We start from the raw sequence: 26,143 nt of genomic DNA, 5'->3' as shown, positions 1-26,143 counted from the left end.
TGCCCTTCGGGATCTGCCCGGATCTGATGCCCGGGCTTGTTCGAGGCGGGGCCGGTTCTCCGGCCCCCGTCGCGCCGCTCCGCCTTTTGGCGTGGCGAAGCGGCAGCGCTGCCGCAAGCGTAGTGCAAGACGCGCGGCCGTGGGAAGCGGCTCGCCGTGACGGCTCTGAAAAATCCTCAGGGACCGGCTACGGCACCGCGAGATTCACCGTCAGGGCGAAACAGGCGCCGCCCTTGCCCGTGACGGTGAGTTCGCCGCCGAGCTGGCGGGCAAGACCATGGATCACCCGCATGCCGAGGCTGCGGCGCGCGGCCCCCGTGTCGAACCCGTCCGGCAGGCCGACGCCGTCATCCGAAACGCCGAGGCGGACCCGGCCCTCGCCCTCGGGCACGGCCGCGACCCGCACCGGGCCGTGGCCGCCCGGATAGGCGTACTTGATCGCGTTGGTGACCAGTTCGTTGACGAACAGGCCCAGCGGGATCGCGAGGTCGGCCGGGATCGGCATGGCGGGGGCCTCGCAGGTGATGGCGTGGCCGGGCGCGCTCTCCCGCAGCTTCCCGCACAGGGAGCCGAGGAAGCCCGACAGTTCCACCGCCGCGAGGTCGGGCTGACGCCAGAGCTGGTCGTGGACCTGCGCCACCGCCTCGACCCGCGAGCGGGCATCCGCCAGGGCGTCGCGCGCCTGCTGGTCCTCGGTGGTCCGGGCCTGGAGCGAGAGCAGGCCGGCCACGGTGGCAAGGCTGTTCTTGACCCGGTGGCTCATCTCCCGGGTGAGCAGTTCCTGCCGGTCCAGGGCGGCCTGGAGGCGGGCTTCCGAGCGCTGGCGCTCGATGGCGCCGCCGAGCAGGTTGGCGAAGCCCTGCATGAAGGCGATGTCGGCCTCGTCGAACTGGCCCTCGCGGGTGTCGTCGACCTCCAGCACCCCGAAATCGCCCTCGCGGTTGCGGATCAGCACGTTGAGCGCCCGGCGCACGCCGTGATCGGCCATCAGCTGGGGGGTGCGGAAGCGGTGCTCGTTCTCGAGGTGGTTCGAGATCACCGGCTGCCCGGTCTTGAGGGCGTAGCCTGCCGGAGAGGCGAGATCGGCGCCGACGGTGGCGTGGCCGACGACGTTCGGCCCCCAGCCGACGCCCGCGATGACCAGGAGCGTGTCGCGGCCGGGCTTGTATTCGAGCGCCTTGCAGAACTGCGCCGACATCCCGTCCGCGCAGAGTTCGGTGGCGCGTTGCAGCAGCCGGCCGAGATCGTCGGCGCGCAGGGCCTCGACGCCGAATTCGGACAGGATCTTCTGCTGCTTCAGGCGGTAATCGAGATCCGGACGGCTGAGTTCCGCCATCGTCTGGTATCCTGTCCTTTCCCTGCGCGAGAGGCGGGGTCCTGCTTTGGGTCGATGTCGGCAGCGGGACCGGATCGATCCCTGACCGGAGCCTGTCTGCAGTGGGGCCATGTCTGCCGGAGCGGGTCAAGCAGGCAGGAAAGCGGAGCCAGGATGCCGCACCGCGCCATCCCCAGCCCCTCCGGACCCGTCGCTCGCGCGCGGACCTGTCAGTGCATGAAACCGGTCCCATATGGTACAGTGCAGTGCACACACAGCAGGAGTGCGGATCCGTGCTGCGCCTCGTTGCCCTCGGGATCATCCTGACCGCCGCCGTGACGATCGTGGTCGCGCTTCTGGCGCCACCATCCGTGCAGGCGCAGCAGGAAGAGAGCTATTGCCGCCCTCCCCTCAAATTCGCGGCCGGTGCCTGCGTGGCGCAATGCCCGGCCGGCTACGAGGATCGCGGCCGGGTCTGCGCCTTCCGCAGCCTGTCGCGCTGATCCGTCAGGCCGCATCCGCCTCAGGCGCCACGATCTTGGGCGCCACCGCGGCATGAACGTCGCCCCAGGCCTTGAGTGCACGGATCACCGGTTCGAGGCTGCGGCCGAGCGCCGTCAGGCGATACTCCACCCGCGGCGGCACTTCGGCATAGACCGTGCGGTGCACGAACCCATCCGCCTCGAGCTCGCGCAGCTGGTTGGTCAGCATGCGCTGGGTCACGTTCGGCATCCGCCGGCGCAACGCGTTGAACCGGAGCGAGTCCTCCGGCGCCGGCGCCTCGGCCAGGAGGTGGTAGAGGATCACGCCCTTCCACTTGCCGTCGATGAGTTGCAGCGTCGCCTCGACGGCGCAGCCCGGGCTGCAATCCAGGCTGCGGTGCCGGGTGCGGGCCATGACGGTATCCTTTTCGACACTATGGGCGCTTCATGTGCGTTCTTGCGCATCATGACGGTAGCGGTCATCTCGGCTTCCGTCATCTCCGAGCCGTCCCGCTCGCGCGGGCCTGCTCGGATTCTTGTGTTGCATCATTCATTTCGCCGAACCGGTGACCACTTCGGCGAATGATGCAGAGGAGCCCGCCCATGCGCGCCGTCGGTTACCAGACCTCCCTGCCGATCGAGGACGAAGCCGCCCTCCAGGACATCACCCTGCCCCGCCCCGAGCCCACGGGCCGCGACCTTCTCGTCGAGGTCCGGGCGGTCTCGGTGAACCCCGTCGACACCAAGGTGCGCCGCCGCGCGGCGCCCGAGGCCGGCGGCTGGAAGGTGCTGGGCTGGGACGCCGCCGGCATCGTCGTGGCCGCCGGTCCCGAGGCGACGCGGTTCCGCCCCGGCGATGAGGTGTTCTATGCCGGCGCCCTGGAGCGCCCCGGCACCAATGCCGAGTTCCACCTCGTCGACGAGCGCATCGTCGGCCGCAAGCCCGCCTCGCTCTCCTTCGCCGAGGCCGCGGCCCTCCCGCTGACCGCGATCACCGCCTGGGAGACGCTGTTCGACCGTCTCGACATTCGCAAACCCGTGCCGGGGGCGGCCCATGCCGTGCTGATCGTCGGCGGGGCCGGCGGCGTCGGCTCGATCGCGACCCAACTCGCGCGCCAGCTCACCGACCTCACCGTCATCACCACCGCCTCGCGGCCGGAGACGACAGCGTGGAGCCGCGAACTCGGTGCCCACCACGTCGTCGATCACGGGGCCTCGCTCGCCGCTCAGATCGCCGCTCTCGGCCTCGGCGCCCCGGGGTTCGTCTTCTCGACCACCCATACCGACACGCACCTCCCGGCGATTGCCGAGCTGATGGCACCGCAGGGTCGGCTCGCGCTGATCGACGACCCGGCGACGCTCGACGTGTCGCTCCTCAAGCGCAAGAGCCTGTCGCTGCACTGGGAATTCATGTTCACCCGGCCGATGTTCGGCACCGTCGACATCGCGGCGCAAGGCGACCTGCTCGACGAGGTGGCCCGCCTCGTCGAGGCCGGGCGGCTGCGCACCACCTTGGCCGAGCATTTCGGGCCGATCGGTGCCGCGAACCTGCGCCGGGCGCATGCACTGCTGGAGAGCGGGCGGGCGAAGGGGAAGATCGTGCTGGAAGGGTTTGCCTGACGGGCGGTCACTCGCAGATCGGATCGACGAACTCGAGCGTCAGTCCACGCGCGTTCCAAACTCCGAGGGTCATCCCGGGGCTCGCCGATCGGCGAGAACCCGGGATGACGACGGAGGGTTGTCGGTCGGTCGCCCGACACGAACGGACTTCAGCTCCGTCGAGGATCAGTCATCGGGATCCTCAGCGCATCACCTGCCGATACGCCCGATGCACCTTCGTCTTGGCGTGATGCCGGTGCTTCACCCGCACGCTCCGCGCCCGCGGAGCATATCCGGGCTCGCCATAATAGCCCGCCGGCGCGTAGCCGTAGCCCGGGTCCTGGTACGCGCGGACCGGACGCATCGGGGCCTGGATCGCGTCGTACGGCCCATGCCCGGTGCGAGCGCGATACGCCGCGCCGGCGAAGTCCCCCGGGGTCGGCGGGGTGCCGGGCTGCGAGAAGCTGGTCTCGGGCCGATAGGCCGGCCCCCAGCCGATCTCGTCGTCGCCGGCCGGATCCCTGCCCGGGAGGCCTGTGACGTAGCCGACGCTCTGGGCCGCGGCCGGCAGCGCTGCGGCGACGGTGGCGAGGCCGGCAAACAGGCCCGCCGCGAGGAGGCGTGCACGCATGGGGACGTTCCTTCCGTGGGGGTGAGGATCAGTAGGCCCGGCTGCCGAGGATGTAATCGGCCATGCGGTGCGGGCGGTTGAGCGGGCCCTCGCTCGGGCTGTCATTGTAGTAGCCGTAGCCGGTCGGCCCGAAGGCGCCGCCATTGGTCACGGCGGCGACCGGCACGGCGCGGATCGCCACCAGGCCGGTCGGGCCCGCGGGCAGCGGGCCGACGATCACGTCGGGCGAGACCTGCAGCACGGTGGGGCCGGGTGCGGCGGCGCGGCTGTAGATGTCCGGAGCGACGGCAGGCGGGCGCACCCGCACCGCGAGGGGGGACTGGGCAAGGGCCGGGCCCGAGAGGCAGGCTGGAGCGACACAGGCCAAGCCGGCGAGCGGCAGGATGAAACGACGGATCACGCGGGGCATCCTCCGGTGACAGGATGCCGGTTAACGCACTGAGAGCGGCGCCCGGTTCCAGGGCGCGGCGTGGTGTCCGGGGTGGAGCGACCGTCAGCCCTTGGTGCGGACCACGACCTCGCGCTCGCGCCGCACCCGCTCGCAATCGGCCCAGTAGCCGTTGAGCAATGCCGGGGTCGAGGAGCAGCGATAGGCGACGTCGGGGCTCGGGGCCGGGACGGGGTCGCGGGCGATGATCGGGTTCGGCGCGCAGGCGGCCGGCAGGGCGGCCGCGGCGGCGAGAACGACGAGCTTCAGCGAGCGACGCATCGGAGACCCTGAGGTGGAACCAAACCTTGGCCGCACCCTGACGCCGCCCGAGGCCCGGATCAACCCGGAGGGCGGCCGGAGGCGCGATTGCGCCTCCCCTGTCGCCCCCCGGCCACAAGTGTCGGACTGATCCGGTTTCCGATCGATCGCTTCGCGATGCGGAAACCGGCTTCGCTCGGGCGCCGCGCCGGCGGGGATACGCTGTCCGAACGGATCGTTTCGGACAGCGTATCAGCCGACCTTCTGCATCGGCACGATGTTGTGCAGGGTGCGGTCGGCATTGTCGAAGAAGCGGCGGATGTTGCGGGCCGCCTGGCGGATGCGCTGCTCGTTCTCGACCAGCGCGATCCGCACGTAATCGTCGCCGTGCTCGCCGAAGCCGATGCCCGGCGCCACCGCCACGTCGGCCTTCTCGACGAGCAGCTTCGAGAATTCGAGGCTGCCGAGACTCCTGAAGCGCTCCGGGATCGGCACCCAGGCGAACATCGAGGCCGACGGCACCGGGATGTCCCAGCCCGTCTTCTGGAACGCATCGACCATCGCATCGCGGCGGCGGCGATAGGTGGCGCGCATCTCGTGGATGCAGTCCTCCGGGCCGTTCAAGGCCGCGGTGGCGGCGACCTGGATCGGCGTGAAGGCGCCGTAATCGAGGTAGGACTTCACCCGCGTCAGCGCCGCGAGCAGCCGCTCGTTGCCGACCGCGAAGCCCATCCGCCAGCCGGCCATCGAGAAGGTCTTCGACAGGGAGGTGAACTCCACCGCCACGTCGATCGCGCCCGGCACCTGCAAGATCGAGGGTGGCGGGTTCTTATCGTCGAAATAGACCTCCGCATAGGCGAGGTCGGAGAGCAGGATCAGCTCGTGCTTCTTCGCGAAGGCGACGAGGTCGCGGTAGAAGTCGAGGGAAGCGACGTAGGCCGTCGGGTTCGAGGGATAGCAGACCACCATCGCCACGGGCTTGGGGATCGAGTGCTGCATCGCCCGCTCGGCCGCCGGGAAGAAGGCCGGGGTCGGCTCGGCCGGGACCGAGCGGACCACGCCGCCCGCCATCAGGAAGCCGAAGGCGTGGATCGGGTAGCTCGGGTTGGGCACCAGCACCACGTCGCCCGGCGCCGTGATGGCCTGCGCCATGTTGGCGAAGCCCTCCTTGGAGCCGAGTGTGGCCACGACTTGCGTGTCGGGGTTGAGCGAAACGCCGAAGCGGCGCTGGTAGTAGTTCGCCTGGGCGCGGCGCAGGCCGGCGATGCCCTTCGAGGCCGAGTAGCGGTCGGTGCGCGGCTTGCCGGCGGTCTCGACCAGCTTCTCGATCACGTGGCGGGGCGCGTCCAGGTCCGGATTGCCCATGCCGAGGTCGATGATGTCGGCGCCGTTGGCGCGGGCGGCGGCCTTGATCCGGTTGACCTGCTCGAAGACGTAGGGGGGCAGTCGCTTGATGCGGTGAAAATCGGTCATGGCCGGGTCCTGGATCGGCGCCGCCGCTGCGACGCGCGTGTCACATAGGCTGTCTAGAGGGGTTTTGGGGCAAGAGGAAGTTCGCCGGTCCGCACTTGCGTCACTCGGCCGGCGGGACCTTAGTTGGAGGGGACTTGCGGCGGAGCCGGCGGCTTGACCGCGCCGCCGACCTTGGCGGCGTCGCGGCCCCGCGCCTCGTTGCGCTGGCGGCTGGCATCGAGATCGGCCTCGAGCTGCTTCACCCCGGCGGCCGACTTGGCGCGGGTTTCGCGAGGCGGGGCCGATTCGCCGACCGGCAGGAAGTCTCCGCCCCCACGGCGGGACTGGGTCACGAAGTCGGGGGCCGCGACCTCCTTGGGGCCGAACCCGGCCGACTTGGCGGCCTCGCGCACGCCGGCCCCGTCGAGGACGCAGCCGCCGGTGGCGAGGCAGGTCAGGAGCATTGCGGCGCGGGCGAAGGCGGGCGAAAGAGCGGGGAACGCGGGCATGACGTTTGGGGAACCTTGCGCGAGGGCACCGTGGCGATGAGGAAACCCGGTCCGGTCATCTGGCGGAACCGGCGGTTTGCGACGATATTTTGTCCGAAAGGCGGCTTGCTCCGGCGGACCGCCGACAATCAGGGAGGAGAACGCGCGTGACATCTGAGAGGAGTACGGCGTCGGGTGCGCAGGGACCGGGCGCGCAGATACCGGGGGCGCAGATTCCGGGGGCGGATGTGGAGGCCCTGTCGCGCAACGCGGGCCTGATGACCGAGCAGTTCAGCCGGGCGCTCGCCGCCTACGCCAAGCCTCTCGAAGCGGGCAAGCCGAACACGGCTCTGGCCGAATCGGTGACCGAGGTCGTGCGCACGCTCGGCACCGTGGCCGAGAAATGGTTCACCGATCCTCAGAAGGCGATGGAGGCCCAGAGCCTGATCGGGGGGCAGTTCCTGGCCCTGTGGGGCTCGACCCTGCAGAAGATGCAGGGCGAGACGGTCACCCCCGTCGCCCTGCCCGATCCGAAGGACAAGCGCTTCGCCGCCCCCGAATGGACGACGAACCCGGTCTTCGACTTCCTGAAGCAGGGCTATCTGATCACCACCCGCTGGGCCGAGATCCTGGTCGACGAGGCCGAGGGGCTCGACGCCCACACCCGCGCCAAGGCGCAGTTCTACGTCCGGCAGATCTCCGGCGCGATGTCGCCGTCGAACTTCGTGGCGACCAACCCGGAACTGATCCGCGAAACCTTCCGGGAGAACGGCGCCAACCTGGTGCGCGGCATGAAGATGCTGGCCGAGGACGTGGAGGCTGGCGGCGGCGAACTGCGCGTGCGCCAGACCGACCAGGGCCAGTTCAAGGTCGGCGTCAACATGGCGAGCACCCCCGGCGAGGTCGTTTTTCGCAACGACCTGATCGAGTTGATCCAGTACGCGCCGCAGACCGACACGGTGCTCAAGCGCCCGCTCCTGATCGTGCCGCCCTGGATCAACAAGTTCTACATCCTCGATCTGAACAAGGACAAGAGCTACATCGGCTGGGCGGTGAGCCAGGGTCTGACGGTGTTCGTGATCTCGTGGGTCAACCCGGATGCGCGCCACGCCTCGAAGGACTTCGAGAGCTACATGCGCGAGGGCATCTTCTCGGCCCTGGAGGCGATCGAGAAGGCGACCGGCGAGCGCCAGGTCTCGGCGGTGGGCTACTGCGTCGGCGGCACGCTGCTGGCGGTCAGCCTCGCCTACATGGCGGCGGTGGGCGACGACCGCATCGCCAGCAGCACCTTCCTGACCACCCAGGTCGACTTCACCCATGCCGGCGACCTCAAGGTTTTCGTCGACGAGGCGCAGATCCGCTCGATCGAATCCGGCATGAAGGATCGCGGCTACCTCGAAGGCGCCAAGATGGCCAACGCCTTCAACATGCTACGGCCGAACGACCTGATCTGGCCCTACGTCGTCAACAACTATCTGAAGGGCAAGGCGCCGCTGCCCTTCGACCTCTTGTACTGGAATTCCGACGCGACCCGGATGCCGGCCGCCAACCACTCGTTCTACCTGCGCAACTGCTACCTCGACAACAAGCTGTCGCGCGGCGAGATGGTGCTGGGCAACGTGCGCCTCGACTTGGCCAAGGTGACGATCCCGGTCTTCAACCTCGCGACGCGGGAGGACCACATCGCCCCCGCCCTCTCGGTCTTCGAGGGCTGCCGCGCCTTCGGCGGCACGGTCGATTACGTGCTGGCGGGTTCGGGCCACATCGCCGGCGTGGTCAACCCGCCGGCCAAGCCCAAATACGGGTACTGGACCGGCGGGCCGGCCCACGGCACGCTCCAGGACTGGATCGCGGCCGCGACCGAGCACAAGGGCTCGTGGTGGCCGTACTGGCTGCAGTGGCTGGAATACCAGAATTCCGAGCGGGTGCCGGCGCGCCAGCCGGGCGGCGGGGTGCTGCCGTCCCTGGGCCAGGCGCCCGGGACCTACGTGCTTGAGAAGGCGTGAGATGACGCAGAGCCCCCGGGGAGTGGTCCCGGGGGCTCTCTTCTAAAGCGTTGCTCAAGGTCCGAAGTCTATCACCTCAGCCACGTGAAGGGCCACCGAGAGTAAAAAGCGGAAGGACCATCACTCCTTGACCTCCTCGCGAACCAGCGCTTCGAGCAAGGCGACGTCATCCTCCACATCCTCGCTTCCGCGGAAGCGAGAATATTCGATGTGCCCGTCCTCGAACACATCGATCTCGATCCGCTCGCCGACCAAGGTTGCCGTAACCATGATGCTGTCGTCGCGGTGGCGATCAAGACGGTAGTGAATGCGCTCCCGTTCGAGCAGGCGTATCACGCGGTAGAGTTCGTGGGTCATGGCTGTCGCGATTGTTGATGTCGGCACAGAGTCGTCTAAATCGCGTCGCGACCAACATCCCATCATCAGGACGACTGGCTTTCGGCCCTAGCCGAGAGCTGCGCGCCGCGCCTGCTCGGCTTCGGCCTCGAGGTCCCGTCTCAGACGGGCTATCTGCCGCTCCTGGACCCGGACCGCGACGTAGGCGACGCCGACCGCGACGAAGGGGACGATCAGGGCGAGGACCGCATACTCGTTCATGGGATGAGCCCTCTGAGAGCGCGTCGTGCCAGATAATGTAGGAGCGCGGAGCCTCCGAGCCAACAGGAGACGATGACTGCCAGAAACCACCATGGCACCTGGTTCAGTCTACTCACTCCGAAGAGCCAGCCGGTCACAGGCGTTGCTGCGCCGACCGTGAAACACGCCGTCGATGCTCGGTCGAGATTGTTCGCGAACAGCTTGGCGGTTTTGTTGATGACGAGCTTGCGATTGTCGGGGATAGGGGTCGGCGGGAGAGTCGTCATGGTCTCTCATCGGATTCTGACGACGCGCTTGAACCGCTCAGCAGTCGGAAATCCGTCCGATACGTCATTCCGGGCTCCGTTGCGCGGCCCCGGAATGACATGCAGTGTGGAAACGCCATCGAGAGGGGCCGTCCACTGCCCCTCGAAGGGCGCCCTCCCGTCAGTACTTCCTCACCAGCGGCACCGGGATCGGCGCCGGGGCCGGCGGGTTGTCCCAGCGGTACTTCAGGCCGACCGAAACGATGTCGGCGCTGGCATCCGAGGTGGCCAGGAAGGCGAGCGGCGGGGTGTAGAGCGGCTCTCCCGGCACGATGGCGATCCGGTTGCGGCCGCCGACCGAGAACAGGTGCTGGTAGGAGACGTCGAACTGGATCTTCTCGCTGTAGCGGTAGCTGGCGCCGACCGAGGCAAAGTAGCGGTCGCCGTCGGGCAAGCGGGTCGAGCGGTTCGAGAGGTCGATCGGCGACTGCTCGTAGGCGAAGCCGAGGCGGCCGGTCCATTGCGGCGTGAAGTCGTACTCGGCGCCGACCGAGTAGTAGAAGCCGTTCTTGTAGTTCAGCGGCAGGGCCGTCACCGGCCGGCCGAGCGCCAGCGAGACGATCGCCGGCGAGCCGAGCCGGGTCCAGTTGTCCCACTCGAAGCCGAAATTCAGGCGGAAGTCCTGGGTGATCGCCTGGGTCAGGCCGACCGAGACCTTCTCGGGGGTGTTCAGCGAGGAGCGGATCCGGCCGATGCCGAAGGCCGAGCCCTCGAGCTGGTGGTTGATCGAGGAGCGGTAGCCGACACCGACCGTGGTGCCCTCGGAGAGCCGCGCCACGACACCCGCCGTGAAGCCCCAACCCCAGTCGTCGCCCTTGATGAACGCCGTATTCGCGCTCGGGGTGATGCCGGTCGCCTGGCGGAGCGTCAGCTTGAAGTATTCGAGCACCGGCCCGGCGGCGACCGACAGCCAGTCGTTGACCTTGTAGCCGATCACCGGGTTGAAGTTCAGCGAAAAGATCTTCGAGGACCGGCTGTAGGTCTGGCCGGCCCAGACCGGGCTCGGCTTGGTGATGAGGCCGAACGGCGCGGCGCCGGACAGGCCGATGAACAGCCGGTCGTTGAGCTGATAGTTCGAGTAGGTGGCGGGCAGCACCGCGGCCTGGCCGATATCGCCCGAACTGCCGAGCCCGATCAGTGGCGGGAAGGTGCCGGTGGTCGGCGTGATGGTGGCCGAGGGTGCCACCAGGGTGGCGTTGAAGTCCGAGTTCCAGCCCGGCTTCATCGTGACGACGGCCGGGTTCCAGAACATCGACGACAGGCCGCCGGAGCCGGAGGCCGCACCCGCGAAGGCGAGCCCCATCGCCTGGGCGCTCTGCTCGCGCAGCCCGAACGCCGCCGCCTGCGCCGCCCCGTTGGCCCCCGCCAGCAGCATCAGCGATGCGCCGGCGAGCAGCGCCGCCCTCCTCGAACCCGTCATGACGTTACCTCGACACCCATAGATTCCGTGCCGTGCGGCTTCTTCGGACGCCCACAGCTTGAGCGGGATGATGATACGGCAGGCATCCGGCAGGCAATCCCGGACCGGCGCTGCCGCTCCGTCAGCACGACTTGTCGATACCTGCTATCGAACCAGGAATGACTGCCATCTCCCGGCAAGATAGCAACCAAAACAGTGTAGGCTGTCGTCGGCGATGTATAGGCAAGACGGGCTTCGAGTGTTGCCAAACGCCCCTTCGGCACGGTTTCGCCACAGATGTGACGAAACTGCAACGGGCCCAAAGCCCTCGGGCCGTGCCTGCCGGCTTGCGGCGGAAAGGCGCCGGCGCCAATGTCCCGGCCCGCAAGGACCTTTCTCGGAGACGACCAATGAAGCTTGTGCGCTGGGGCGAGAGCGGGGCGGAGAAGCCGGGCCTCGTCGACCGGAACGGCACGATCCGCGACCTGTCGGGCGTGATCCGCGACGTCGCCGGTCCCCATCTCGCCGCCGACACCCTGGCCAACCTGCGGGCGATCGATCCGGCGAGCCTGCCCGAGGTGCCGGCCGGCACGCGGCTCGGGCCTTGCGTCGGCAACGTGCGCAACTTCATCGCCATCGGCCTCAACTATGCCGACCACGCCGCCGAGACCGGCTCGCCGATTCCCGCCGAGCCGATCCTGTTCAACAAGGCGCCGTCCTGCATCGTCGGCCCGACCGACGACGTGATCCTGCCCAAGGGCTCGGCCAAGACCGACTGGGAGGTCGAGCTCGCCATCGTGATCGGCAAGCGCGCCTCCTATGTCCACGCCAACGAGGCGCTCGACTACGTCGCGGGCTACTGCGTCTGCCACGACGTGTCCGAGCGCGAGTTCCAGCTCGAGCGCGGCGGCACCTGGACCAAGGGCAAGGGCTGCCCGACCTTCGGCCCCCTCGGCCCCTGGCTCGTCACCCCGGACGAGATCGCCGACGTGCAGAATCTCGGGATGTGGCTCGATGTGAACGGTGAGCGGATGCAGACCGGCTCGACCCGCACGATGATCTTCGACTGCCGGCAGATCGTCTCCTACCTGTCGCACTTCATGCTGCTCGAACCCGGCGACGTCATCACCACCGGCACGCCGCCCGGCGTCGGCATGGGCATGAAGCCGGCCCGCTTCCTGAAGGCCGGCGACGTCGTCTCCTTGGGGATCGAGTCCCTGGGCGAGCAGCGCCAGACGATCGTCGCCTTCGACGACTGGACCGCCAAGGTCTCGGCCGGACAGCCGACCAACTGAAGACGAGACGACTTCGAGGCAAGACGGCCCTGAGGCAAGACGGCCCTGAGGCAAGACGGCCCTGAGGCAAGACGGCCCGCGGCGGCGCCGCGGGCCCAACCGGAGTGAGGACGCCATGGACGTGCTCGTCGTCGACGACCACCCGATCGTGCTGCAGGGCTGCCGCCGGGTGCTGGAGGATGCCGGCGTCGCGACGGTGCACGAGGCCACCGGCATCGCCGCCGGCTACCGGCGCTTCCGGCGCCACCGCCCCGACCTCGTGGTGGCGGACCTCACCTTCCAGGGCGCCTCCTTGAGCGGACTCGCGCTGATCCGGCGGATCCGGGCAGTGGCGCCGGGCACTCGCATCCTGGTCTTCAGCATGCACGACGATCCGGAGATCGCCGCTCGTGCCCTCGAGAGCGGGGCGGCCGGCTACGTGCTCAAGGACACCGCCTCGTCGGAGCTGCACCTCGCCTTCGAGCGGGTGCGGGACGGCGGCACCTACGTCGCGCCGTCGCTCGCCGCCGAGGTCGACCGCCTGCGGCGCGAGACGCCGACGGCGCCCCCCCTCACCCCGCGCGAGCGGCAGATCCTGGCGCGCCTCGGCGCCGGCCGCTCGCACGGCGCGATCGCCGAGGAACTGGGCCTGAGCTACAAGACCATCGCCAATGCGTGCACGCAGCTGCGGCGCAAGCTCGGCGCCCGCACCCTCGCCGACCTGATCCGCATCGCCCTGCGGGAGGCGGCGCGCACCCTGTGAGGCCCCGCCCGGCCAACCTTGGCCGCACCGTGGCGCGGGCACGACCCCGACCGCTCCGGGTGCACCTTGCGAAAACAGTTAACCAATGTAAACCGCGACAATCCACCCAATCACCATTCCCGAGTATGCGCCAGAATATCTTTATTTTGACTGTTCCATAATGTCGCCTCGTTCCGTTTTATGTTGCACCGCGTCAAGCAACAAGAACGGGAATGCGAAATGGTTTCGAAGGCAAAGCTGGCGATCATCGGCCTCGCAGCAGCGGGCGCCGTCGGAGTGACGATACAAGCCAGCACGCCCGCCGAAGCCCAGTCCGGCCGTGCCTCCTGGTACGGCCCCGGATTTCAGGGCCGGCGCACTGCGAATGGCGAGCGTTTCAACACGCACGCCCTCACGGCGGCTCACCGCCGCCTCCCCTTCGGCACCCGGGTCCGGGTCACCAACACGACGAACGGCCGCTCGGTCGTGGTGCGCATCAACGACCGCGGCCCCTATGTCGGCGGCCGGGTGATCGACCTGTCCCAGGCCTCGGCCCGGGCGATCGGCATGTCGGGCGTCGCCCGCGTGCGCCTCAGCCGCCTCTGAGCGGCGAACGATCACCCCTCGCGACGAGATCATCCGCTGCGGACGGCCCTGCGCCGCGTGACGGCGCAAGGCCCGTGTCCGGAAGAAATCTTCCGGAAATAGTCTTCGCCCAAGAAGACGATCGACCCGTCCAGTCCCGGCGCCGCCTCGTCTTAAAGGCGTGCCGATTCCGGACGGGTCGATCCGGTCGGGCGGCAGTCGAGGCCCGGTGCTCCGGCATCGGCAGCGGCTCTCGCTCAGCCACAAATCTCGGTGTTTCCGCAGCGGAAGCTTGCCCGCGGCCCCCAGGCTGCTAAAAGCGCGCACGGCCGGGGACATCCATTGTGGCGGGACGGGTCGGGCAGGATCTCGCCTCCCCGCTCCGGACCCGCCCTCCCATCCCTCCTTCGGAGAGACGTCGTGCTCCTGCGCTCCACCCTGATCCTCGTTCTGACCACCGGCGCCGCACTGGCCCAGCCTCTCATGGCCGACCGCGCGGTGCTCAAGCAGCACTGCACCGGCGATTACCTGACCTATTGCGGCAATCTCTCGCCGGACGGGCCGGAGGTGCAGGCCTGCTTCCGCCAGAACAAGTCCAAGCTGTCCCCGGACTGCCAGGCGGCGATCACCAGCTACATGAAGGGCCAGCGCAAGGGCTGAGGCGAAGGGCTGACGCAATCGGGCGGGAGCCCTTCCCGCGACGCGATCCGGCTGGGACCGACGCCCGGCCTTAAGCCAGTTGCCCCGCATCGGGCCGCCGCCCGGATGGCGGCCTCGCCGCTCCAACCTGCCGGCGGGAATTTTATTCGCGATAATATTGCGCCAAATGGAATTGCATCGGTCGCGGCTGCGACCATGCGGGCCCACGTCCTGGGAAATGCTGGCAACTCGCCACCGGGCATAGCCGCCGCCTCGACGGACGGCTCCGCTGCACCGAACCGCCCGCTGCGCCATCCATCAACGAAGGCGGCCCCAGCGGTCCATGCGAATCTACCGGATCAGGCGGATAACATCCTATAGTATAACACGCAAATTCGCCTTAACGACGTTTTGTAAGCCACAAGTTATAGGCTTATTTTCTTGCGCAAATCATGATCCGGAAGAATTTTTTCTTCATCGTTCAGTAACGACCTCGGCGCAGTGTCCGTCTCACGAGACGCAGAGGCTCCCGCCGTGTCCTTCCTTCACTCGCGCCATGCGGCGCTGCTCGCGGCCGTCGACCGGTCGCAGGGCCGGATCGAGTTCGACCCCTCCGGGACGATCCTCGACGCGAATGCCTGCTTTCTCGGCCTGACCGGCTACACCCTGGCCGAGTTGCGGGGCCGGCATCACGGCCTGCTGGTGCCGCCGGCCGAGCGGGAGGGCCCGGCCTACGCCGCGTTCTGGCAGGGCCTGCGCGAGGGCCGGTTCGAGACCCGGGAGTTCCGCCGCATCGCCAAGGACGGCCGCTCGATCTGGATCCAGGCCTCCTACGACCCGGTGCTCGACCGGCGCGGCCGCGTGGTGCGGATCGTGAAGCTCGCCTCCGACATCACCGCTCGCAAGGAGCGCGACGCCTCCCTGGCCGGCCAGATCGCGGCCCTCGACCGCTCACAGGCGGTGATCCACTTCACCCTCGACGGGACGATCACCGAGGCCAATGCCGTCTTCCTCGACGTGATGGGCTACACCCGCGACGAGGTGGTGGGCCGTCACCACAGCCTGTTCATCGCCGGGGCCGAGCGGTCGGGCGCCGCCTACGCGGCGTTCTGGGAGGCGCTCGCCGCCGGCCGCCACCAGGCCGGCGAGTTCCATCGCATCGCCAAGGACGGCCGGGAGGTGTGGATCTTCGGCGCCTACAACCCGGTGCTCGATCTCGACGGCCGGCCTTGCGCGGTGGTGAAGTTCGCCACCGACATCACCCGGCAGGTGGTCGATCGCCAGCGCCGGAGCGCCGGCCAAAGGGCGATCGAAGCCGACATCGCGGCGATCACGGTCGCAGTCTCGGAGGTCTCGGACCAGGCCCGGGCCACCGCCGATCAGACGGCCCGGACCTCCGGCAACGTCGAGGCGGTGGCCGCCGGGACCGAGGAGTTCGCCGCCTCCATCGCCGAGCTCGGCCGTCACGCCGAGGATGCCCGCTCCGCCTCCGACGCGGCGGTGCGCAAGGCCCAGGATGCCGGCGGCATCGTGGCGGGCCTGACGAAGGCCGCCGACCGGATCGGCGAGGCGGTGTCGCTGATCTCCTCGATCGCCGACCAGACCAACCTGCTGGCGCTCAACGCCACCATCGAGGCGGCCCGAGCGGGCGCGGCCGGCCGCGGCTTCGCGGTGGTGGCCGCGGAGGTCAAGGCGCTGGCCGGCCAGTCGGCGAGGGCGACGCAGGAGATCGGCACGCAGATCGACGCCGTGCAGGGCGCGACCTCGGAGGCGGTCGCGGCGCTCGAGGGCATCGTCGCGGCGATCGGCCATGTCAGCGAGATCTCGGTCGGGGTATCGAGCGCCATCACCCAGCAGGCCGCGGTGACGCGCGACATGTCGGCCAACATGCAGGATGCCGCCCGGAGCGTCGCCTCGGTGCGCCGGAACATGGAGCGGATCACCGGCTCGGCCGGCGAGGTCGACACCTCGATCCGCAAGGTCGCGCAAGCGGCCCGGGCGCTTCTTTGATACGAGATCCGGACGATCCTTCCCGGATTTCGTATCACGAAAAAAGCTTCACGATCGCGCCGCAATCGCGAAGCTTCTGATTTTACCGCATTGTCTGCGACGAACCGGCATCCACTTCGTCGGAAAATGCTCTATTTCGCCTTCAGGAACTCCCCGACCTCCAAGAGCACGAACTCGTTGTCGTCCACCTTGTGCGGATCGCGGCTCGCCGAGAACGGCAGGTTGTTGTCGTTGCCGACGATGATGTGGGTGTCGTCGACCTTGTCGACGTTCTCGATGGTCCAGAACGGGAAGGCGAGCGCGCCGTCGGTGAGCGGCTTTTGCGCCTTCCTGTCCGGATCGGCGATGCGCATCAGGTCGATGAAGCCGATCTTGCGCACCGGGCCGCCCTGGTCGGTGTCGGTCATCGCGATCTTGTAGACGCGCTTGAACTTGGCCGGGACCGAGAAGCAATCCGGGCCCTTCTGGCCCGCCGGGCAGGCCCTATCGGCAGTGCCCTCGCCGTCGTCGCGCTCGATGATCAATCCGGTCGTACCGTCGATCAGGTTGAAGTCGCCGATGGCGTTGCCGGCCTGCTCCAGCGGGTAGAGCCAGGATCGGCCGGTCCAGGTCTCGGCCCTGGTGTCGAATTCGAGGATCCGCAGCACGGCGCGGCCGTCATGCGTCTCGAACGCCTTGGCATCGGCGTCCCAGAGCGGGCCTTCGAGGAGCGCGTAGAGCCGGCTGCCGTCGGGCGAGGCCGCCATGCCCTCGAAGCCCTTGGAGCGGCGGGCGTTGAAGACCACCGGCCCGCCCGGCGCCGCCGGAGTGGTCACCGCCGGGTTGTCGGGGGAGCGGACCGGCTTGCCCCCGGCCAGGGTGTCGAACACCGCCTCGATCCGGCCCTTGCGGTCGGCCTTGATCAGGAACGGGCCGAACTCGTCGCCGATCCAGATATGGTCGCCGACGAACTGGAAGCTCTCGGGGTCGAAGTCGCTGCCGGTGAGGTAGCGGCTGTCCGTTCCCTCGTTGGCGATGCGGAACGGGACCTTCTTGTCCGGATCGCGCAGGTAGATCGTCTCCAGGCGCTCGACGCCGCCCTTGTCGAAATCGATACGGTAATGGTTCAGGTACAGCATCGCGTCGGGCGAGTTCGCCTTGGTGCCGAAGCCGTTATCGGTCAGCACCCAGTAGGTGCCGTCCGCCATGTGCTTGATGCCGGAATGGCCCTGGAGCGGCTGGCCGCGCAGGGGCAGCTTCATGCTGGTGGTCCGACCCATCGACTGTGCCTCGACCGTGCCGACCGCCTCGACCCGGCGGCCGGTGGTGAACTTGCCCGGCGTGGCGAGGTCCTTCGGCGCATCCGCCGGCAGCGGCGCGAGGCTGTCGGCCGGCAGCACGGCGTGGCCGGCGAGCGTGGCCGGGAAGGCTTGCGGGGCCTGCGCCAGGGCGGCGGACGCGCCCGACACCAGGAGCGTGACGGCGAGAAGCGAAATGCGGGGCATGGGATCCTCGCGAGAGAACGGGCGCGGCCGTTCTGACCCATCATCCATGTCGGCGCGGTGACGACACGGTCCGCCCCTGCGAAATCCTCAGCCGTGATGCGGCTCGCCCGGGGCCGGCATGGCCTTCGCGCCGCGGTCGAGGGCGGCGCGGATCCGGTCGGCGAGCTCGGCCTTGCGGTAGGGCTTGCCGAGCACGTCCATGGTCGGGGTGGCGGGGCCCTCCGCCACCAGGTCCTCGTTGTAGCCGGTGGTCAGCAGCACCGGCAGGTCGGGCCGCATCCGCCCGGCCCGCTCGGCCAGGATCAGCCCGTTGACGCCGCCCGGCATCACGATGTCGGAGAACAGGAGGTCGATCCGCTCCTCCCCTTCCAGGATCCCCAAGGCTTCCTCGCCGTCGCGGGCGGCGAGCACCCGGTAGCCCAGGCTCTCAAGATATTCGCGGGCGAGCGCCCGCACGTCGTCGCTGTCCTCGACCACCAGCACCGTTTCGTCGCCGCGCCGCAAGACCGCCTTGCGCTCGGCGGGCTCCTCCTCGACGGCGGCGCCGCTCCCGGAGGGAAACAGCATCGTGACGACGGTGCCGCCGCCGGTGCCGTCACTCTGTGGCCGGCTCTCGATCTCCAGCCGGCCGCGGGATTGCTGCACGAAGCCGTGCGCCATGGCGAGGCCGAGGCCGGTGCCCTTGCCCGGGCCCTTGGTGGAGAAGAACGGCTCGGTCGCCCGCTCGGCGACGTGGGGCGCCATCCCCTCCCCCTCGTCGCGCACCTTGAGCGCCACGTAGTCGCCCGGCGGCAGGTTGCGGGCCTTGCCGTTCCCGTTGAGATGGACCGTGCCGGTCGAGATCGTCACCGTGCCGCCCTTCGGCATCGCGTCGCGGGCGTTGATGAGCACGTTGAGCAGCGCCATCTCGAGGTTGGTGCGGTCGAGGGTGACCGCCGGCAGCCGCGGCGTCAGGTCGAGGCGCACCGAGACGGTGCTGCCGAGCGTGCTCTCCGCCACCTCCGCGAAGGCGAGGACCAGGGCGTTGAGGTTGAGCGAGCGCGGCTCCAGCCGCGCCTTGCGGGCGAAGGACAGGAGCTGCTTCGTCAGCTTCGCCCCCCGCTCCGCCGCGCCGGCCGCGTTGGCGAGCTGGCGCTGCGCCCGCTCGTGGGTGACGGAGTTGCGCGCCAGTTCGAGGTTGCCGGTCACCACCTGCAGCAGGTTGTTGAAGTCGTGGGCGAGGCCGGCGGTGAGCTGGCCGATCGCCTCCATCTTCTGGGCCTGGCGGAAGGCCTGCTCCGAGACGCGCCGACGGGTCACGTCGAGCTGCGAGGCGAAGAAATACACGATCTCCCCGGCCTCGTCGAAGACCGGGCCGATGAAGATGCCGTTCCAGAACGGCGAGCCGTCGCGCTTATAGTTCAGGATCTCGGTCGCGATCGCCCGACGCTCCTCGACCGCCTGGCGCAGCTCGGCCACGGTCTCGCGGCTGGTCTCGGGGCCTTGCAGGAAGCGGCAATTGCGGCCGACCAGCTCGGCTTGCGGATAGCCGACGAGATCCTGGAACGCCCGGTTGGCGAACACGATCGGGTTGTCGGGCTGCCGGGGATCGGTCAGGATCATCGGCATCCGTGTCATCTCGATCGCCGCGAAGAACACGCTGCCGCGATCGTCGAGCCCGGGCTCGCGGATCGTCGCGGATTTGAGATGCGCCAGCGACGGCGCTTCCGCGGAATGGCTGGCTCCCGGCTCCGGTCTCCCGGCCTGATCGTCGTCGCTCACGCCACCACCCGGCTCGCCATACGCCACCCCGCCGGTGTCGATCGTCCTGACCACGGGACAATGAGGGGCGCGAGCGGATCGCGCAAGGCCCGCCCGCGTCCCGGACCGGACGGGCTCCGTCGCGGCGCGGATCGGGCCGGCTGCCGTGCCGGCTCAAGAAACTCGGCCATCCCGCATGAACGGCCTTGCGGACCCGGGATGCCCTGGCTATAAGCCCGGTCGTCGGCCACGGCCGGCCGTTCGGAGTGTAGCGCAGTCTGGTAGCGCACCACGTTCGGGACGTGGGGGTCGCAGGTTCAAATCCTGCCACTCCGACCAGCGCTCTTCACCGAGCCTGTGTCTTCCCGAGACAACCAAGCATCCGCAGGATGTTTGAGACTATGATACCCGTGCCTTCGGGCGCGTCGGAGTGTAGCGCAGTCTGGTAGCGCACCACGTTCGGGACGTGGGGGTCGCAGGTTCAAATCCTGCCACTCCGACCATTCTTCTCAGCAGGAGAATGCGTCTTCCCGGGACCCTGTCGGCAGCGGCCACGGGTCCAGTCATCGTTTCATGAAAAACCCGGTTCCCGCGGCAAGGCCGAGTGTCGCGGTCGCGATGCAGCGTGATCGCCGCGTCTACCGTTCCGCCCGGCCGAATGTCGGATCGGGGCCGGCGCGCCGTCCGCCTTGCGCTGGATCAACGCCCCCGTCGGGGATCTCGTCATCGTGGGCGTGTCCAGCACGGGGAGACGACGATGACGATGGCCTTGCACGGCACGATCGGGGCCGGCCTGCGCACGAAGACCTTGCCGGGGGGCGGCGCCAGGCCGATGGCCGCGAGCGGTGCCGAGACGCGCATCGCGGACATTTCCCGGTACCGGACGATCGGAAGCGCGTCGGCGCTGGCCGCCGCCGTCGCCGCATCGCTCGTCGTGACGGCACTGCTCCAGCTCGCTCTCTGACACCGGGCGCGCGGCACCGGGCCGACGCATCCGCTCCATCGACGACGAGGCGCGCCGTTCCGCAGCAGGGCCGAACCATGCTCGTCGTGCTGTCCACCAGCGTCGCCCTCGTGGCCGTCACCATCCTGGTGCTCTACGAGACCCTGCGGCTGACCTCGGAGCATCTCGCGGAACTGCCGGTGCCGCCCCGCACCCGGATCATCGTCGTCGTGCTCGCGGCCTTCGTCGGGCACACGGTGGCGGTCTGGGTCTATGCAGGGGCCTACTGGCTGCTGGTCCTGCGGCTCGGGCTCGGCGCGTTCTCGGGCGTGCCGGTCGAGAGCTTCGAGGATTGCCTGTTCGTGTCCGTCGTCGCCTATACCTCGCTCGGCTACGGCGACCACGTTCCCCTCGGCCATGCCCGGCTCCTGACCGGGGTCGAGGCGCTGAACGGCCTTCTGCTGATTGGCTGGTCCGCCTCGTTCACCTACCTGGCGATGGAGCGCTACTGGCCGCTGCACGGCAAGCGACCCCGGTCCGCGGCGCTCCGGCGCAAGGGCGCGCGGCTCGGACGCGGCACGGAGACGACGCCGGGCCGCGAGCCCGCCTTTCCGCCATCGACGAAGCCTTGAACCGCGCCGCCCTTGATCCAGCGCAACGCGGGCCCCCCTCATCCTTCCATCCTGAGCCCCGATGCGAGGGCCCGGGTGCAAACGCTCGAAACGAGCCGGGCGGGGAGGAGCCAGGAGATGCAGGGTCAAGAGATGCAGGGTCAAGAGATGCAGGGTCAAGAGATGCAGGGTCGGGAGATGAAGACGACGCCATTCGCGCCGGTCGTGCTGGTGGCCGAGCCGCAGGCCCTGCCGGGCCTGTGGCTCGAGGACGTACTGGCCGATGCCGGCTGCACGGTCAGCGGCCCCTACGGCACCTGCGCCGACGCTCTCGCGAGCCTGGACGCGGCGCCGCCCGATTGTGCCGTGGTCAGCACGGACCTGAACCGGGGCTCGGGCTTCCCGCTCGCCTGCGCACTGCGGCGGCGCGGCATCCCCTTCGTCCTGATCGCCGGGACGGCGCCGATCCCGCGCGCCTTCGCGGACGTTCCCCGGTTCGACCGGCTCTTCGAGGCCGGTGCGATGATCGGGACCGTGGCCGCCTGCCGTGGCGGCCATGGCGGCACCCGGGCCTGCCCGATGGCGAAAGGCGGCCCGGGCCCCGCCCCCCTTGCGCTGGATCAATGTCCGACCGCCTGCCGGGTCTAAGCAGAGTTGCCTGGTGCAATTTTGCTCGGCATTTCGGTTTTGCATCGATTCATCCGCCGGATCGGCGAACAACTCGGCGAATGATGCAGAGCTCAGTCGTGATCCGGACCGGGCCTCGGTCGGATCCGGCGCGAGATCAAGGAGGCACTCATGAGTGACAGGACGATCCGCCAGAACGTCATCGACGAACTCGATTTCGATCCGAGCATCGACGCCGCCGGGATCGGCGTCGCGGTCGAGGACGGCATCGTCACGCTCACCGGGCACGTCGCGAGCTACACCGAGCGCGTCGCCGCCGAGAAGGCCACCCGGAAGGTCCGCGGCGTGCGCGGCGTCGTCGAGGAGATCAAGGTCCGCTTCGCCGGCGACAGGCCGCCGCGCGACGAGGATCTGGCCCATCGGGCGGTGCAGATGCTCGACTGGGCCGTGACCGTGCCGAAGAACGCCGTGCAGGTGAAGGTGCAGGACGGCTGGGTGACGCTGACCGGAGAGGTCGAGTGGCAATACCAGAAGGAGGAGGCGCGCGCCGCCCTGAAGCGGCTGACGGGCGTCGCCGGTATCGTCAACATGATCGACGTGACCCCGCGCGCCGATGCGGCCGACGTGCGCAGGAAGATCGAGGCGGCGCTCAAGCGCAGCGCCGAGGTCGAGGCGGACGCGATCCGGGTGACCGTCAAGGACGCGCAGGTGACGCTCGAGGGCAAGGTGCATGCCTGGCACGAGCTCAAGCTGGCCGAGAACGCGGCCTGGTCCGCTCCCGGCGTCCGCGCCGTCGTCGACCGTCTCACCGTCGCCTGAACCGCGACGCGGGGCGGGCCCCGCCCGTCCCGCGCGCCGACACGGGAGCCGCCCTCATGACATTCGCCAGCATCCTGGTGACGGTCGATCTCAGGCCTGCTTCGCGCGAGCGCCTGCGCCTGGGGAGTCGTCTCGCCGATCGGTTCGGCGCCGGCCTGATCGGCGTGGCGGCGGACGAGCCGTCCTTCGGGGTTCCGCCGGTCGGCCCGACGCTCGGGGGCACCTACACCCTGCCGGCCGCGAGCGAGATGGTCCTGAACGACCTGGCGCGGGCGCACGCGATCTTCGAGGCCGAGACGGAAGGGATAGGCGACCGCCGGCGCGCATCGTGGCGCTCCGATCTCGGCCCGCCGCTGCCCTTCCTGGTCGCGCAGGCCGCCGCAGCCGATCTCGTGGTGGTCGGCCGGAGAGAGGATGCGGCCTCGTTCGCGATCGACCCGGGCGATCTCGCGATGCAGCTCGGGGGACCGGTCCTGGTCGTGCCGCCGGGCATCGACCGGCTCGACGCCGATCGCGTCCTGATCGGCTGGAAGAACACCCGCGAGGCGCGCCGGGCGGTGCGGGACGCGATGCCGTTCCTGACCCGGGCCTCCCGGGTCGTGGTCGCATCGATCGACGACGGAATCGGGCCGGCCGATCCGGGGGATCTCGTCGGCCTCCTGGGGGCCCACGGCGTCGCGACGCAGGCCGTGACGCCGGATGCGATCGGCGCCACGACCGCCGAGGCGCTCACAGACGCCGCCGCCGAGCATGCCGCCGACCTCGTCGTCGCCGGCGCCTACGGCCATTCACGCCTGCGCGAATGGGCCTTCGGCGGCGTCACCCGGGACCTGCTCGCCGGCAGCCCGGTCTGTTGCCTGCTGAGCCATTGATCCCAAGGACGGGACGACCCTTCGAGGTGGGAGCGACCTCATGACCGCGAAGCCTCCCCTGATGATCCCGCATCACGGCTGCGTCCTCTTCGCCGACGGCCGCAAGGCCCTGGTGCTGCGCAATGCGGGCCATCCCCTCAACCCGGATCTCCAGATCCGGCAGGTGATGGAAGCGCCGCCCAACCCGCCGACCCACGAGCAGGGCACCGACCGGCCGCCCCGCGTCCGGGTCGAGGAACGCCGCAGTGCCATCGCGCAGACGGACTGGCACGACCAGGCCGAGCAGCGTTTCGCCGGGGAGGTCGCGGCGGCCCTGGACCGCGTCGCCGACCCGATCCCGACCCTGGTCGTCGTCGCGCCGCCGCGCTTCCTCGCCGCCTTGCGCCTCGCCCTGCCCGAGCGGCTCCGGCGCGTCGCCATGGCGGAGATCGACCAGGATCTGACCAAGCTGACGGTGAGCGAGATCCAGGAGCACCTCTGCGCCGGATGAGCCGGGACCACCGGTCCCGGCGAGCGATCCTTGCGATCTCCGCCGTCCTCAATGGGCCATCAGCACCGGCATGCGGGCGGTCTCGATCACGTGCCGGGTGACGCCGCCGAGCAGGAACTCGCGCACCCGGCTGTGGGTATAGGCGCCGAGCGCGAGCAGCGAGGCGCCCCATCGCTCGGCCGCGTCCAGGATGGCGGCGCCGACCGACATTCCCTCCCCGACAGTCACGGTGCGGGCCTCGGCCACGATGCCGTGCCAGCGCAGGTAGGCGCACAGGTCCGCGGCCTTTGCCTCCTCGGCGCGCTCCGTCCGCGCCTGGAGCACGGTCACCCGTCCCGCCGCGTGCAGCAGCGCGATCGACTGGCCGATGAGGCGCGTGACTTCCAGGCTGCCGTTCCAGGCGATCACCACGTGGTCGAGGAGGTCGTGGGGAACGGTCTCGCCGATCATCAGGGCGGGACGGCCGACCGAGAACAGGGCGGTGTCGAGGGCGCGGCCGGTGAAGGGCCGGGCCGGATCGGGCCGGTCGACGAGGACGAGATCATTGACCCGGCCGGCCAGCGTCAGGACGCGCTCGACGTCGCCGGACAACTCGGTCCAGGTGGCGAAGGTGGCATCCAACCGTTCCACCGCGGGCATGAACGGCACGCTTTCCCGCGCGCACCAGGCCTGGAGCGCCGCCCTTCCCTCGGCGGCGGCGGCGCGCATGCCCTCCTTGATCGCCGCGATGGTGGCGCTGCTGACGGGCGCCGTCCCGGCCAGTTCGGCAAGCACGAGCTCCGGTCCAGGGGCGATGAAGGCGACGCCGATATGGGCATGGAGGCGCCGGCCGAGGCGCAGGGCGGCATCGAGCCGGCGGGTCGGATCGAGGCCGGGCGCGGTCGGGACGAGGAGGCAGCGCAGGAACATCGGGAAGGATCCTCCTAGACGGACGTCGCAGACGTGGTCGCCGGTCTTGCGGAGAAAATCTGCGACGGAACGACGGGCTGAGCGGACGATGCGGTGGCAGGCCAGCGCATCGTCCGCTCAGCGTTCGAGGGACTTGAGGTAGGCGATGAGGGATTGCGCCTGGTCCGGATCGAACCGGAATTCGGGCATGCTCGGATGGCCGGTGCGGATGCCCTCGGCCAGGGACTCGGCCAGGTCCTCGACCGGGTAGCGGGTGTGGAGGTCGCGGAAGGGCGGCGCGGCGGCCAGGGGACTGTCGCCGGAGCGCCCGACGGCGTGGCATCGGGCACAATGGGCGCGGGCGAGCGTCCCGCCCTGCGCGACCTGCCGGTCCCAGGCCCGGGCGGTTCCGGAGAGGAGCGCGAGCGCGACGGCCGCGGCCGCGAGGGGAAGGCGGGCGCGCATCAGTGGCTCATCAGGCAGCAGAGGGGCGTGGTGCGCAGGATGTCGCGGGTGACGCCGCCGAATGCCCATTCGCGCAGGCGCGAATGGCCGTAGGCGCCGGTCACCAGCAGGTCCGCGCCCTCGCGCTCGCAGAAGCGCAGCACCTCGTCCGCGGCGCTCAAGGCCGGGCTCGGCAGCAGGTGGGTGGTCGCCGCGACGCCGTGCCCGGACAGGTACTGGGCCGTCGCCTCGGCGCCGCCGTGATGGGCATCCGGCCCGACGGCCACGACGGCAGTCCGCTCGGCGCCGACGAGGAGCGGCAAGGCGTCGTGGACGGCGCGGCGGGCCTCTCGGGTGTCCTTCCAGGCGACGACCACCCGCCGGGGTACGAGCCGTTCGAGGCCGGGCGGCACCAGCAGGACCGGGCGGCCGACCTCCATCAGCAGCGGTCCCGGCGAGACGCCCATCGGGCTCGGATCGCCGTCGGCGGGGCCTTGCCGGCCGACGATCACCAGGTCGGCGATGCGGGCCTGCTCGGCGAGGGTGGCAAGCGGCGGGGCCAGGTTCCAGCGCCAGCCGCGCTTGGCAGCAGCGCCGGCCTCGCGCTCGAACAGTGCCTTGGCGGCGGCCAGCCGCTCGTGCGCCCGCTTCTCCTCGGCGTCGGCGAGGCGTTCGGCCGCCATCCCGTCGCGGGCCGGCACGACGAGGGGAACCGGGCAGGCGGCGACGCCGACGAGACGCGCCTCGCACCGGGCGGCGAGGCCGGCGGCGAGCTGGATCCGGTCCGCGCAGGCGGCCCCGAGATCGACCGAGACCAGGATGGAGGAGAGCTTCATGACCGTCTCCCGTGCCGAGACAGGACGGCTCGACCGGGATCAGCCTCCCACGCGGCCCCGCCCGGGGCCTTGATGCATCTCAACGCGGGCGTCGCCTTCCGCCGGCAGGCTCGCCTGAAATCTCAGGATTTGCAGCAGCGGGAGACGGACATGCGGGAGACCGGCACGGCAGCGGGC

The 26,143-nt window shown here is 69.7% G+C and carries 29 protein-coding genes and 2 tRNA genes; 16 read left to right on the top strand and 15 right to left on the bottom strand.

The window, feature by feature from the left end; genetic code table 11:
• Window positions 1-187: 187 nt before the first annotated feature.
• Window positions 188-1,336 carry a sensor histidine kinase gene (locus tag HBB12_RS26175; protein ID WP_236992044.1) on the bottom strand — a complete coding sequence of 383 codons (1,149 nt, stop codon included), beginning with the start codon at window positions 1,334-1,336 and terminating at the stop codon, window positions 188-190.
• Window positions 1,337-1,608: 272 nt separating this feature from the next.
• Here HBB12_RS26175 and HBB12_RS26170 point away from each other — a divergent pair, with 272 nt between their 5' ends.
• The gene (locus HBB12_RS26170; protein WP_236992043.1) at window positions 1,609-1,818 is read left to right on the top strand and encodes a hypothetical protein; all 210 of its coding nucleotides are present in this window, start codon (window positions 1,609-1,611) and stop codon (window positions 1,816-1,818) included.
• Between the two features lie 4 nt (window positions 1,819-1,822).
• Here HBB12_RS26170 and HBB12_RS26165 read toward each other — a convergent pair whose 3' ends face one another.
• The gene (locus tag HBB12_RS26165) at window positions 1,823-2,212 is read right to left on the bottom strand and encodes a winged helix-turn-helix transcriptional regulator (protein WP_236992042.1); all 390 of its coding nucleotides are present in this window, start codon (window positions 2,210-2,212) and stop codon (window positions 1,823-1,825) included.
• Window positions 2,213-2,400: 188 nt separating this feature from the next.
• On the opposite strand from HBB12_RS26165, the gene HBB12_RS26160 reads away from it, so the two are divergent.
• Window positions 2,401-3,417 carry a zinc-binding alcohol dehydrogenase family protein gene (locus HBB12_RS26160; RefSeq protein ID WP_236992041.1) on the top strand — a complete coding sequence of 339 codons (1,017 nt, stop codon included), beginning with the start codon at window positions 2,401-2,403 and terminating at the stop codon, window positions 3,415-3,417.
• A 181-nt stretch (window positions 3,418-3,598) separates the two neighbouring features.
• On the opposite strand, the gene HBB12_RS26155 is transcribed toward HBB12_RS26160, so the two are convergent.
• From HBB12_RS26155 to HBB12_RS26135, 5 genes are all read right to left on the bottom strand, one after another.
• Window positions 3,599-4,027, bottom strand: coding sequence for a hypothetical protein (locus HBB12_RS26155; protein ID WP_236992040.1), 429 nt, complete (start codon window positions 4,025-4,027; stop codon window positions 3,599-3,601).
• 28 nt (window positions 4,028-4,055) lie between these two features.
• Window positions 4,056-4,427: a hypothetical protein gene (locus tag HBB12_RS26150; protein WP_442919321.1), complete on the bottom strand. Its 372-nt coding sequence runs from the start codon at window positions 4,425-4,427 to the stop codon at window positions 4,056-4,058.
• Between the two features lie 93 nt (window positions 4,428-4,520).
• The gene (locus HBB12_RS26145; RefSeq protein ID WP_236992038.1) at window positions 4,521-4,736 is read right to left on the bottom strand and encodes a hypothetical protein; all 216 of its coding nucleotides are present in this window, start codon (window positions 4,734-4,736) and stop codon (window positions 4,521-4,523) included.
• Window positions 4,737-4,967: 231 nt separating this feature from the next.
• A complete protein-coding gene (locus HBB12_RS26140; RefSeq protein ID WP_236992037.1) occupies window positions 4,968-6,188 on the bottom strand; it encodes an LL-diaminopimelate aminotransferase in 1,221 nt (406 codons plus the stop codon).
• 119 nt (window positions 6,189-6,307) lie between these two features.
• The gene (locus HBB12_RS26135; RefSeq protein WP_236992036.1) at window positions 6,308-6,676 is read right to left on the bottom strand and encodes a hypothetical protein; all 369 of its coding nucleotides are present in this window, start codon (window positions 6,674-6,676) and stop codon (window positions 6,308-6,310) included.
• A gap of 257 nt (window positions 6,677-6,933) precedes the next feature.
• On the opposite strand from HBB12_RS26135, the gene phaC reads away from it, so the two are divergent.
• A complete protein-coding gene (gene phaC / locus HBB12_RS26130) occupies window positions 6,934-8,661 on the top strand; it encodes a class I poly(R)-hydroxyalkanoic acid synthase (protein WP_236992902.1) in 1,728 nt (575 codons plus the stop codon).
• Between the two features lie 120 nt (window positions 8,662-8,781).
• Here phaC and HBB12_RS26125 read toward each other — a convergent pair whose 3' ends face one another.
• The 3 genes from HBB12_RS26125 to HBB12_RS26115 form a co-directional block, all read right to left on the bottom strand.
• Entirely contained in the window at window positions 8,782-9,018 is a 237-nt protein-coding gene (locus tag HBB12_RS26125; RefSeq protein ID WP_236992035.1) for a hypothetical protein, read from the bottom strand.
• A gap of 87 nt (window positions 9,019-9,105) precedes the next feature.
• Entirely contained in the window at window positions 9,106-9,258 is a 153-nt protein-coding gene (locus tag HBB12_RS26120) for a hypothetical protein (RefSeq protein WP_167376121.1), read from the bottom strand.
• A 426-nt stretch (window positions 9,259-9,684) separates the two neighbouring features.
• Window positions 9,685-10,983: an OmpP1/FadL family transporter gene (locus tag HBB12_RS26115; protein ID WP_236992034.1), complete on the bottom strand. Its 1,299-nt coding sequence runs from the start codon at window positions 10,981-10,983 to the stop codon at window positions 9,685-9,687.
• Between the two features lie 389 nt (window positions 10,984-11,372).
• Here HBB12_RS26115 and HBB12_RS26110 point away from each other — a divergent pair, with 389 nt between their 5' ends.
• The 5 genes from HBB12_RS26110 (at window position 11,373) to HBB12_RS26090 (ending at window position 16,212) form a co-directional block, all read left to right on the top strand.
• Window positions 11,373-12,257: a fumarylacetoacetate hydrolase family protein gene (locus tag HBB12_RS26110; RefSeq protein WP_236992033.1), complete on the top strand. Its 885-nt coding sequence runs from the start codon at window positions 11,373-11,375 to the stop codon at window positions 12,255-12,257.
• A gap of 115 nt (window positions 12,258-12,372) precedes the next feature.
• Entirely contained in the window at window positions 12,373-12,999 is a 627-nt protein-coding gene (locus tag HBB12_RS26105; protein ID WP_236992032.1) for a response regulator, read from the top strand.
• A gap of 219 nt (window positions 13,000-13,218) precedes the next feature.
• A complete protein-coding gene (locus HBB12_RS26100; RefSeq protein ID WP_165088967.1) occupies window positions 13,219-13,584 on the top strand; it encodes a septal ring lytic transglycosylase RlpA family protein in 366 nt (121 codons plus the stop codon).
• Window positions 13,585-13,983: 399 nt separating this feature from the next.
• The gene (locus HBB12_RS26095; protein WP_236992031.1) at window positions 13,984-14,223 is read left to right on the top strand and encodes a hypothetical protein; all 240 of its coding nucleotides are present in this window, start codon (window positions 13,984-13,986) and stop codon (window positions 14,221-14,223) included.
• A 513-nt stretch (window positions 14,224-14,736) separates the two neighbouring features.
• On the top strand, window positions 14,737-16,212 hold the full coding sequence (locus tag HBB12_RS26090) for a methyl-accepting chemotaxis protein (RefSeq protein ID WP_236992030.1): 1,476 nt from the start codon (window positions 14,737-14,739) through the stop codon (window positions 16,210-16,212).
• Window positions 16,213-16,343: 131 nt separating this feature from the next.
• Here the strand turns inward: HBB12_RS26090 and HBB12_RS26085 are convergent, their stop codons facing one another.
• The gene (locus HBB12_RS26085) at window positions 16,344-17,696 is read right to left on the bottom strand and encodes an esterase-like activity of phytase family protein (RefSeq protein WP_236992029.1); all 1,353 of its coding nucleotides are present in this window, start codon (window positions 17,694-17,696) and stop codon (window positions 16,344-16,346) included.
• Window positions 17,697-17,783: 87 nt separating this feature from the next.
• The gene (locus HBB12_RS26080) at window positions 17,784-19,457 is read right to left on the bottom strand and encodes a histidine kinase famiy protein (protein WP_236992028.1); all 1,674 of its coding nucleotides are present in this window, start codon (window positions 19,455-19,457) and stop codon (window positions 17,784-17,786) included.
• Between the two features lie 241 nt (window positions 19,458-19,698).
• Here HBB12_RS26080 and HBB12_RS26075 point away from each other — a divergent pair.
• From HBB12_RS26075 to HBB12_RS26040, 8 genes are all read left to right on the top strand, one after another.
• Window positions 19,699-19,775 (top strand) — tRNA-Pro (locus HBB12_RS26075).
• 87 nt (window positions 19,776-19,862) lie between these two features.
• A tRNA-Pro gene (locus HBB12_RS26070) sits at window positions 19,863-19,939 on the top strand.
• Window positions 19,940-20,193: 254 nt separating this feature from the next.
• Window positions 20,194-20,400 (top strand): hypothetical protein, encoded by a 207-nt coding sequence (locus tag HBB12_RS26065; protein ID WP_236992027.1) that lies wholly within the window; start codon window positions 20,194-20,196, stop codon window positions 20,398-20,400.
• 77 nt (window positions 20,401-20,477) lie between these two features.
• Window positions 20,478-21,011 (top strand): ion channel, encoded by a 534-nt coding sequence (locus HBB12_RS26060; protein WP_236992026.1) that lies wholly within the window; start codon window positions 20,478-20,480, stop codon window positions 21,009-21,011.
• Between the two features lie 177 nt (window positions 21,012-21,188).
• A complete protein-coding gene (locus HBB12_RS26055; RefSeq protein WP_236992025.1) occupies window positions 21,189-21,638 on the top strand; it encodes a response regulator in 450 nt (149 codons plus the stop codon).
• 150 nt (window positions 21,639-21,788) lie between these two features.
• Window positions 21,789-22,436, top strand: coding sequence for a BON domain-containing protein (locus tag HBB12_RS26050; RefSeq protein WP_236992024.1), 648 nt, complete (start codon window positions 21,789-21,791; stop codon window positions 22,434-22,436).
• Window positions 22,437-22,492: 56 nt separating this feature from the next.
• On the top strand, window positions 22,493-23,308 hold the full coding sequence (locus HBB12_RS26045) for a universal stress protein (RefSeq protein WP_236992023.1): 816 nt from the start codon (window positions 22,493-22,495) through the stop codon (window positions 23,306-23,308).
• Window positions 23,309-23,348: 40 nt separating this feature from the next.
• Window positions 23,349-23,798 (top strand): host attachment protein, encoded by a 450-nt coding sequence (locus HBB12_RS26040; RefSeq protein ID WP_236992022.1) that lies wholly within the window; start codon window positions 23,349-23,351, stop codon window positions 23,796-23,798.
• A 48-nt stretch (window positions 23,799-23,846) separates the two neighbouring features.
• On the opposite strand, the gene HBB12_RS26035 is transcribed toward HBB12_RS26040, so the two are convergent.
• From HBB12_RS26035 to HBB12_RS26025, 3 genes are all read right to left on the bottom strand, one after another.
• A complete protein-coding gene (locus HBB12_RS26035; RefSeq protein ID WP_236992021.1) occupies window positions 23,847-24,707 on the bottom strand; it encodes a universal stress protein in 861 nt (286 codons plus the stop codon).
• Between the two features lie 117 nt (window positions 24,708-24,824).
• Window positions 24,825-25,151 (bottom strand): c-type cytochrome, encoded by a 327-nt coding sequence (locus HBB12_RS26030; RefSeq protein WP_236992020.1) that lies wholly within the window; start codon window positions 25,149-25,151, stop codon window positions 24,825-24,827.
• Window positions 25,151-25,966 carry a universal stress protein gene (locus tag HBB12_RS26025; RefSeq protein WP_236992019.1) on the bottom strand — a complete coding sequence of 272 codons (816 nt, stop codon included), beginning with the start codon at window positions 25,964-25,966 and terminating at the stop codon, window positions 25,151-25,153. Before HBB12_RS26025 ends, HBB12_RS26030 begins: the two co-directional genes overlap by 1 nt.
• Between the last annotated feature and the right edge of the window lie 177 nt (window positions 25,967-26,143).

Source organism: Methylobacterium sp. SyP6R (genome assembly GCF_019216885.1).
GTDB lineage: Bacteria > Pseudomonadota > Alphaproteobacteria > Rhizobiales > Beijerinckiaceae > Methylobacterium.
The sequence above is the reverse complement of the archived record's forward strand: the minus strand, read 5'-3'. Positions and strand labels throughout refer to the sequence as shown.

Excerpts from the sequence above, each read along its gene's own strand:
- HBB12_RS26160 (WP_236992041.1), top strand. The coding sequence starts at position 2,401 with ATGCGCGCCGTCGGTTACCAGACCTCCCTGCCGATCGAGGACGAAGCC.
- HBB12_RS26045 (WP_236992023.1), top strand. The coding sequence starts at position 22,493 with ATGACATTCGCCAGCATCCTGGTGACGGTCGATCTCAGGCCTGCTTCG.
- HBB12_RS26105 (WP_236992032.1), top strand. The coding sequence starts at position 12,373 with ATGGACGTGCTCGTCGTCGACGACCACCCGATCGTGCTGCAGGGCTGC.
- HBB12_RS26065 (WP_236992027.1), top strand. The coding sequence starts at position 20,194 with ATGACGATGGCCTTGCACGGCACGATCGGGGCCGGCCTGCGCACGAAG.
- HBB12_RS26145 (WP_236992038.1), bottom strand. The coding sequence starts at position 4,736 with ATGCGTCGCTCGCTGAAGCTCGTCGTTCTCGCCGCCGCGGCCGCCCTG.
- HBB12_RS26025 (WP_236992019.1), bottom strand. The coding sequence starts at position 25,966 with ATGAAGCTCTCCTCCATCCTGGTCTCGGTCGATCTCGGGGCCGCCTGC.
- HBB12_RS26030 (WP_236992020.1), bottom strand. The coding sequence starts at position 25,151 with ATGCGCGCCCGCCTTCCCCTCGCGGCCGCGGCCGTCGCGCTCGCGCTC.
- HBB12_RS26060 (WP_236992026.1), top strand. The coding sequence starts at position 20,478 with ATGCTCGTCGTGCTGTCCACCAGCGTCGCCCTCGTGGCCGTCACCATC.
- HBB12_RS26085 (WP_236992029.1), bottom strand. The coding sequence starts at position 17,696 with ATGCCCCGCATTTCGCTTCTCGCCGTCACGCTCCTGGTGTCGGGCGCG.
- HBB12_RS26125 (WP_236992035.1), bottom strand. The coding sequence starts at position 9,018 with ATGACCCACGAACTCTACCGCGTGATACGCCTGCTCGAACGGGAGCGC.
- HBB12_RS26035 (WP_236992021.1), bottom strand. The coding sequence starts at position 24,707 with ATGTTCCTGCGCTGCCTCCTCGTCCCGACCGCGCCCGGCCTCGATCCG.
- HBB12_RS26110 (WP_236992033.1), top strand. The coding sequence starts at position 11,373 with ATGAAGCTTGTGCGCTGGGGCGAGAGCGGGGCGGAGAAGCCGGGCCTC.
- HBB12_RS26050 (WP_236992024.1), top strand. The coding sequence starts at position 21,789 with ATGAGTGACAGGACGATCCGCCAGAACGTCATCGACGAACTCGATTTC.
- HBB12_RS26140 (WP_236992037.1), bottom strand. The coding sequence starts at position 6,188 with ATGACCGATTTTCACCGCATCAAGCGACTGCCCCCCTACGTCTTCGAG.
- HBB12_RS26165 (WP_236992042.1), bottom strand. The coding sequence starts at position 2,212 with ATGGCCCGCACCCGGCACCGCAGCCTGGATTGCAGCCCGGGCTGCGCC.
- HBB12_RS26055 (WP_236992025.1), top strand. The coding sequence starts at position 21,189 with ATGAAGACGACGCCATTCGCGCCGGTCGTGCTGGTGGCCGAGCCGCAG.
- HBB12_RS26175 (WP_236992044.1), bottom strand. The coding sequence starts at position 1,336 with ATGGCGGAACTCAGCCGTCCGGATCTCGATTACCGCCTGAAGCAGCAG.
- HBB12_RS26100 (WP_165088967.1), top strand. The coding sequence starts at position 13,219 with ATGGTTTCGAAGGCAAAGCTGGCGATCATCGGCCTCGCAGCAGCGGGC.
- HBB12_RS26115 (WP_236992034.1), bottom strand. The coding sequence starts at position 10,983 with ATGACGGGTTCGAGGAGGGCGGCGCTGCTCGCCGGCGCATCGCTGATG.
- HBB12_RS26135 (WP_236992036.1), bottom strand. The coding sequence starts at position 6,676 with ATGCCCGCGTTCCCCGCTCTTTCGCCCGCCTTCGCCCGCGCCGCAATG.
- HBB12_RS26120 (WP_167376121.1), bottom strand. The coding sequence starts at position 9,258 with ATGAACGAGTATGCGGTCCTCGCCCTGATCGTCCCCTTCGTCGCGGTC.
- HBB12_RS26040 (WP_236992022.1), top strand. The coding sequence starts at position 23,349 with ATGACCGCGAAGCCTCCCCTGATGATCCCGCATCACGGCTGCGTCCTC.
- HBB12_RS26155 (WP_236992040.1), bottom strand. The coding sequence starts at position 4,027 with ATGCGTGCACGCCTCCTCGCGGCGGGCCTGTTTGCCGGCCTCGCCACC.
- phaC (WP_236992902.1), top strand. The coding sequence starts at position 6,934 with ATGACCGAGCAGTTCAGCCGGGCGCTCGCCGCCTACGCCAAGCCTCTC.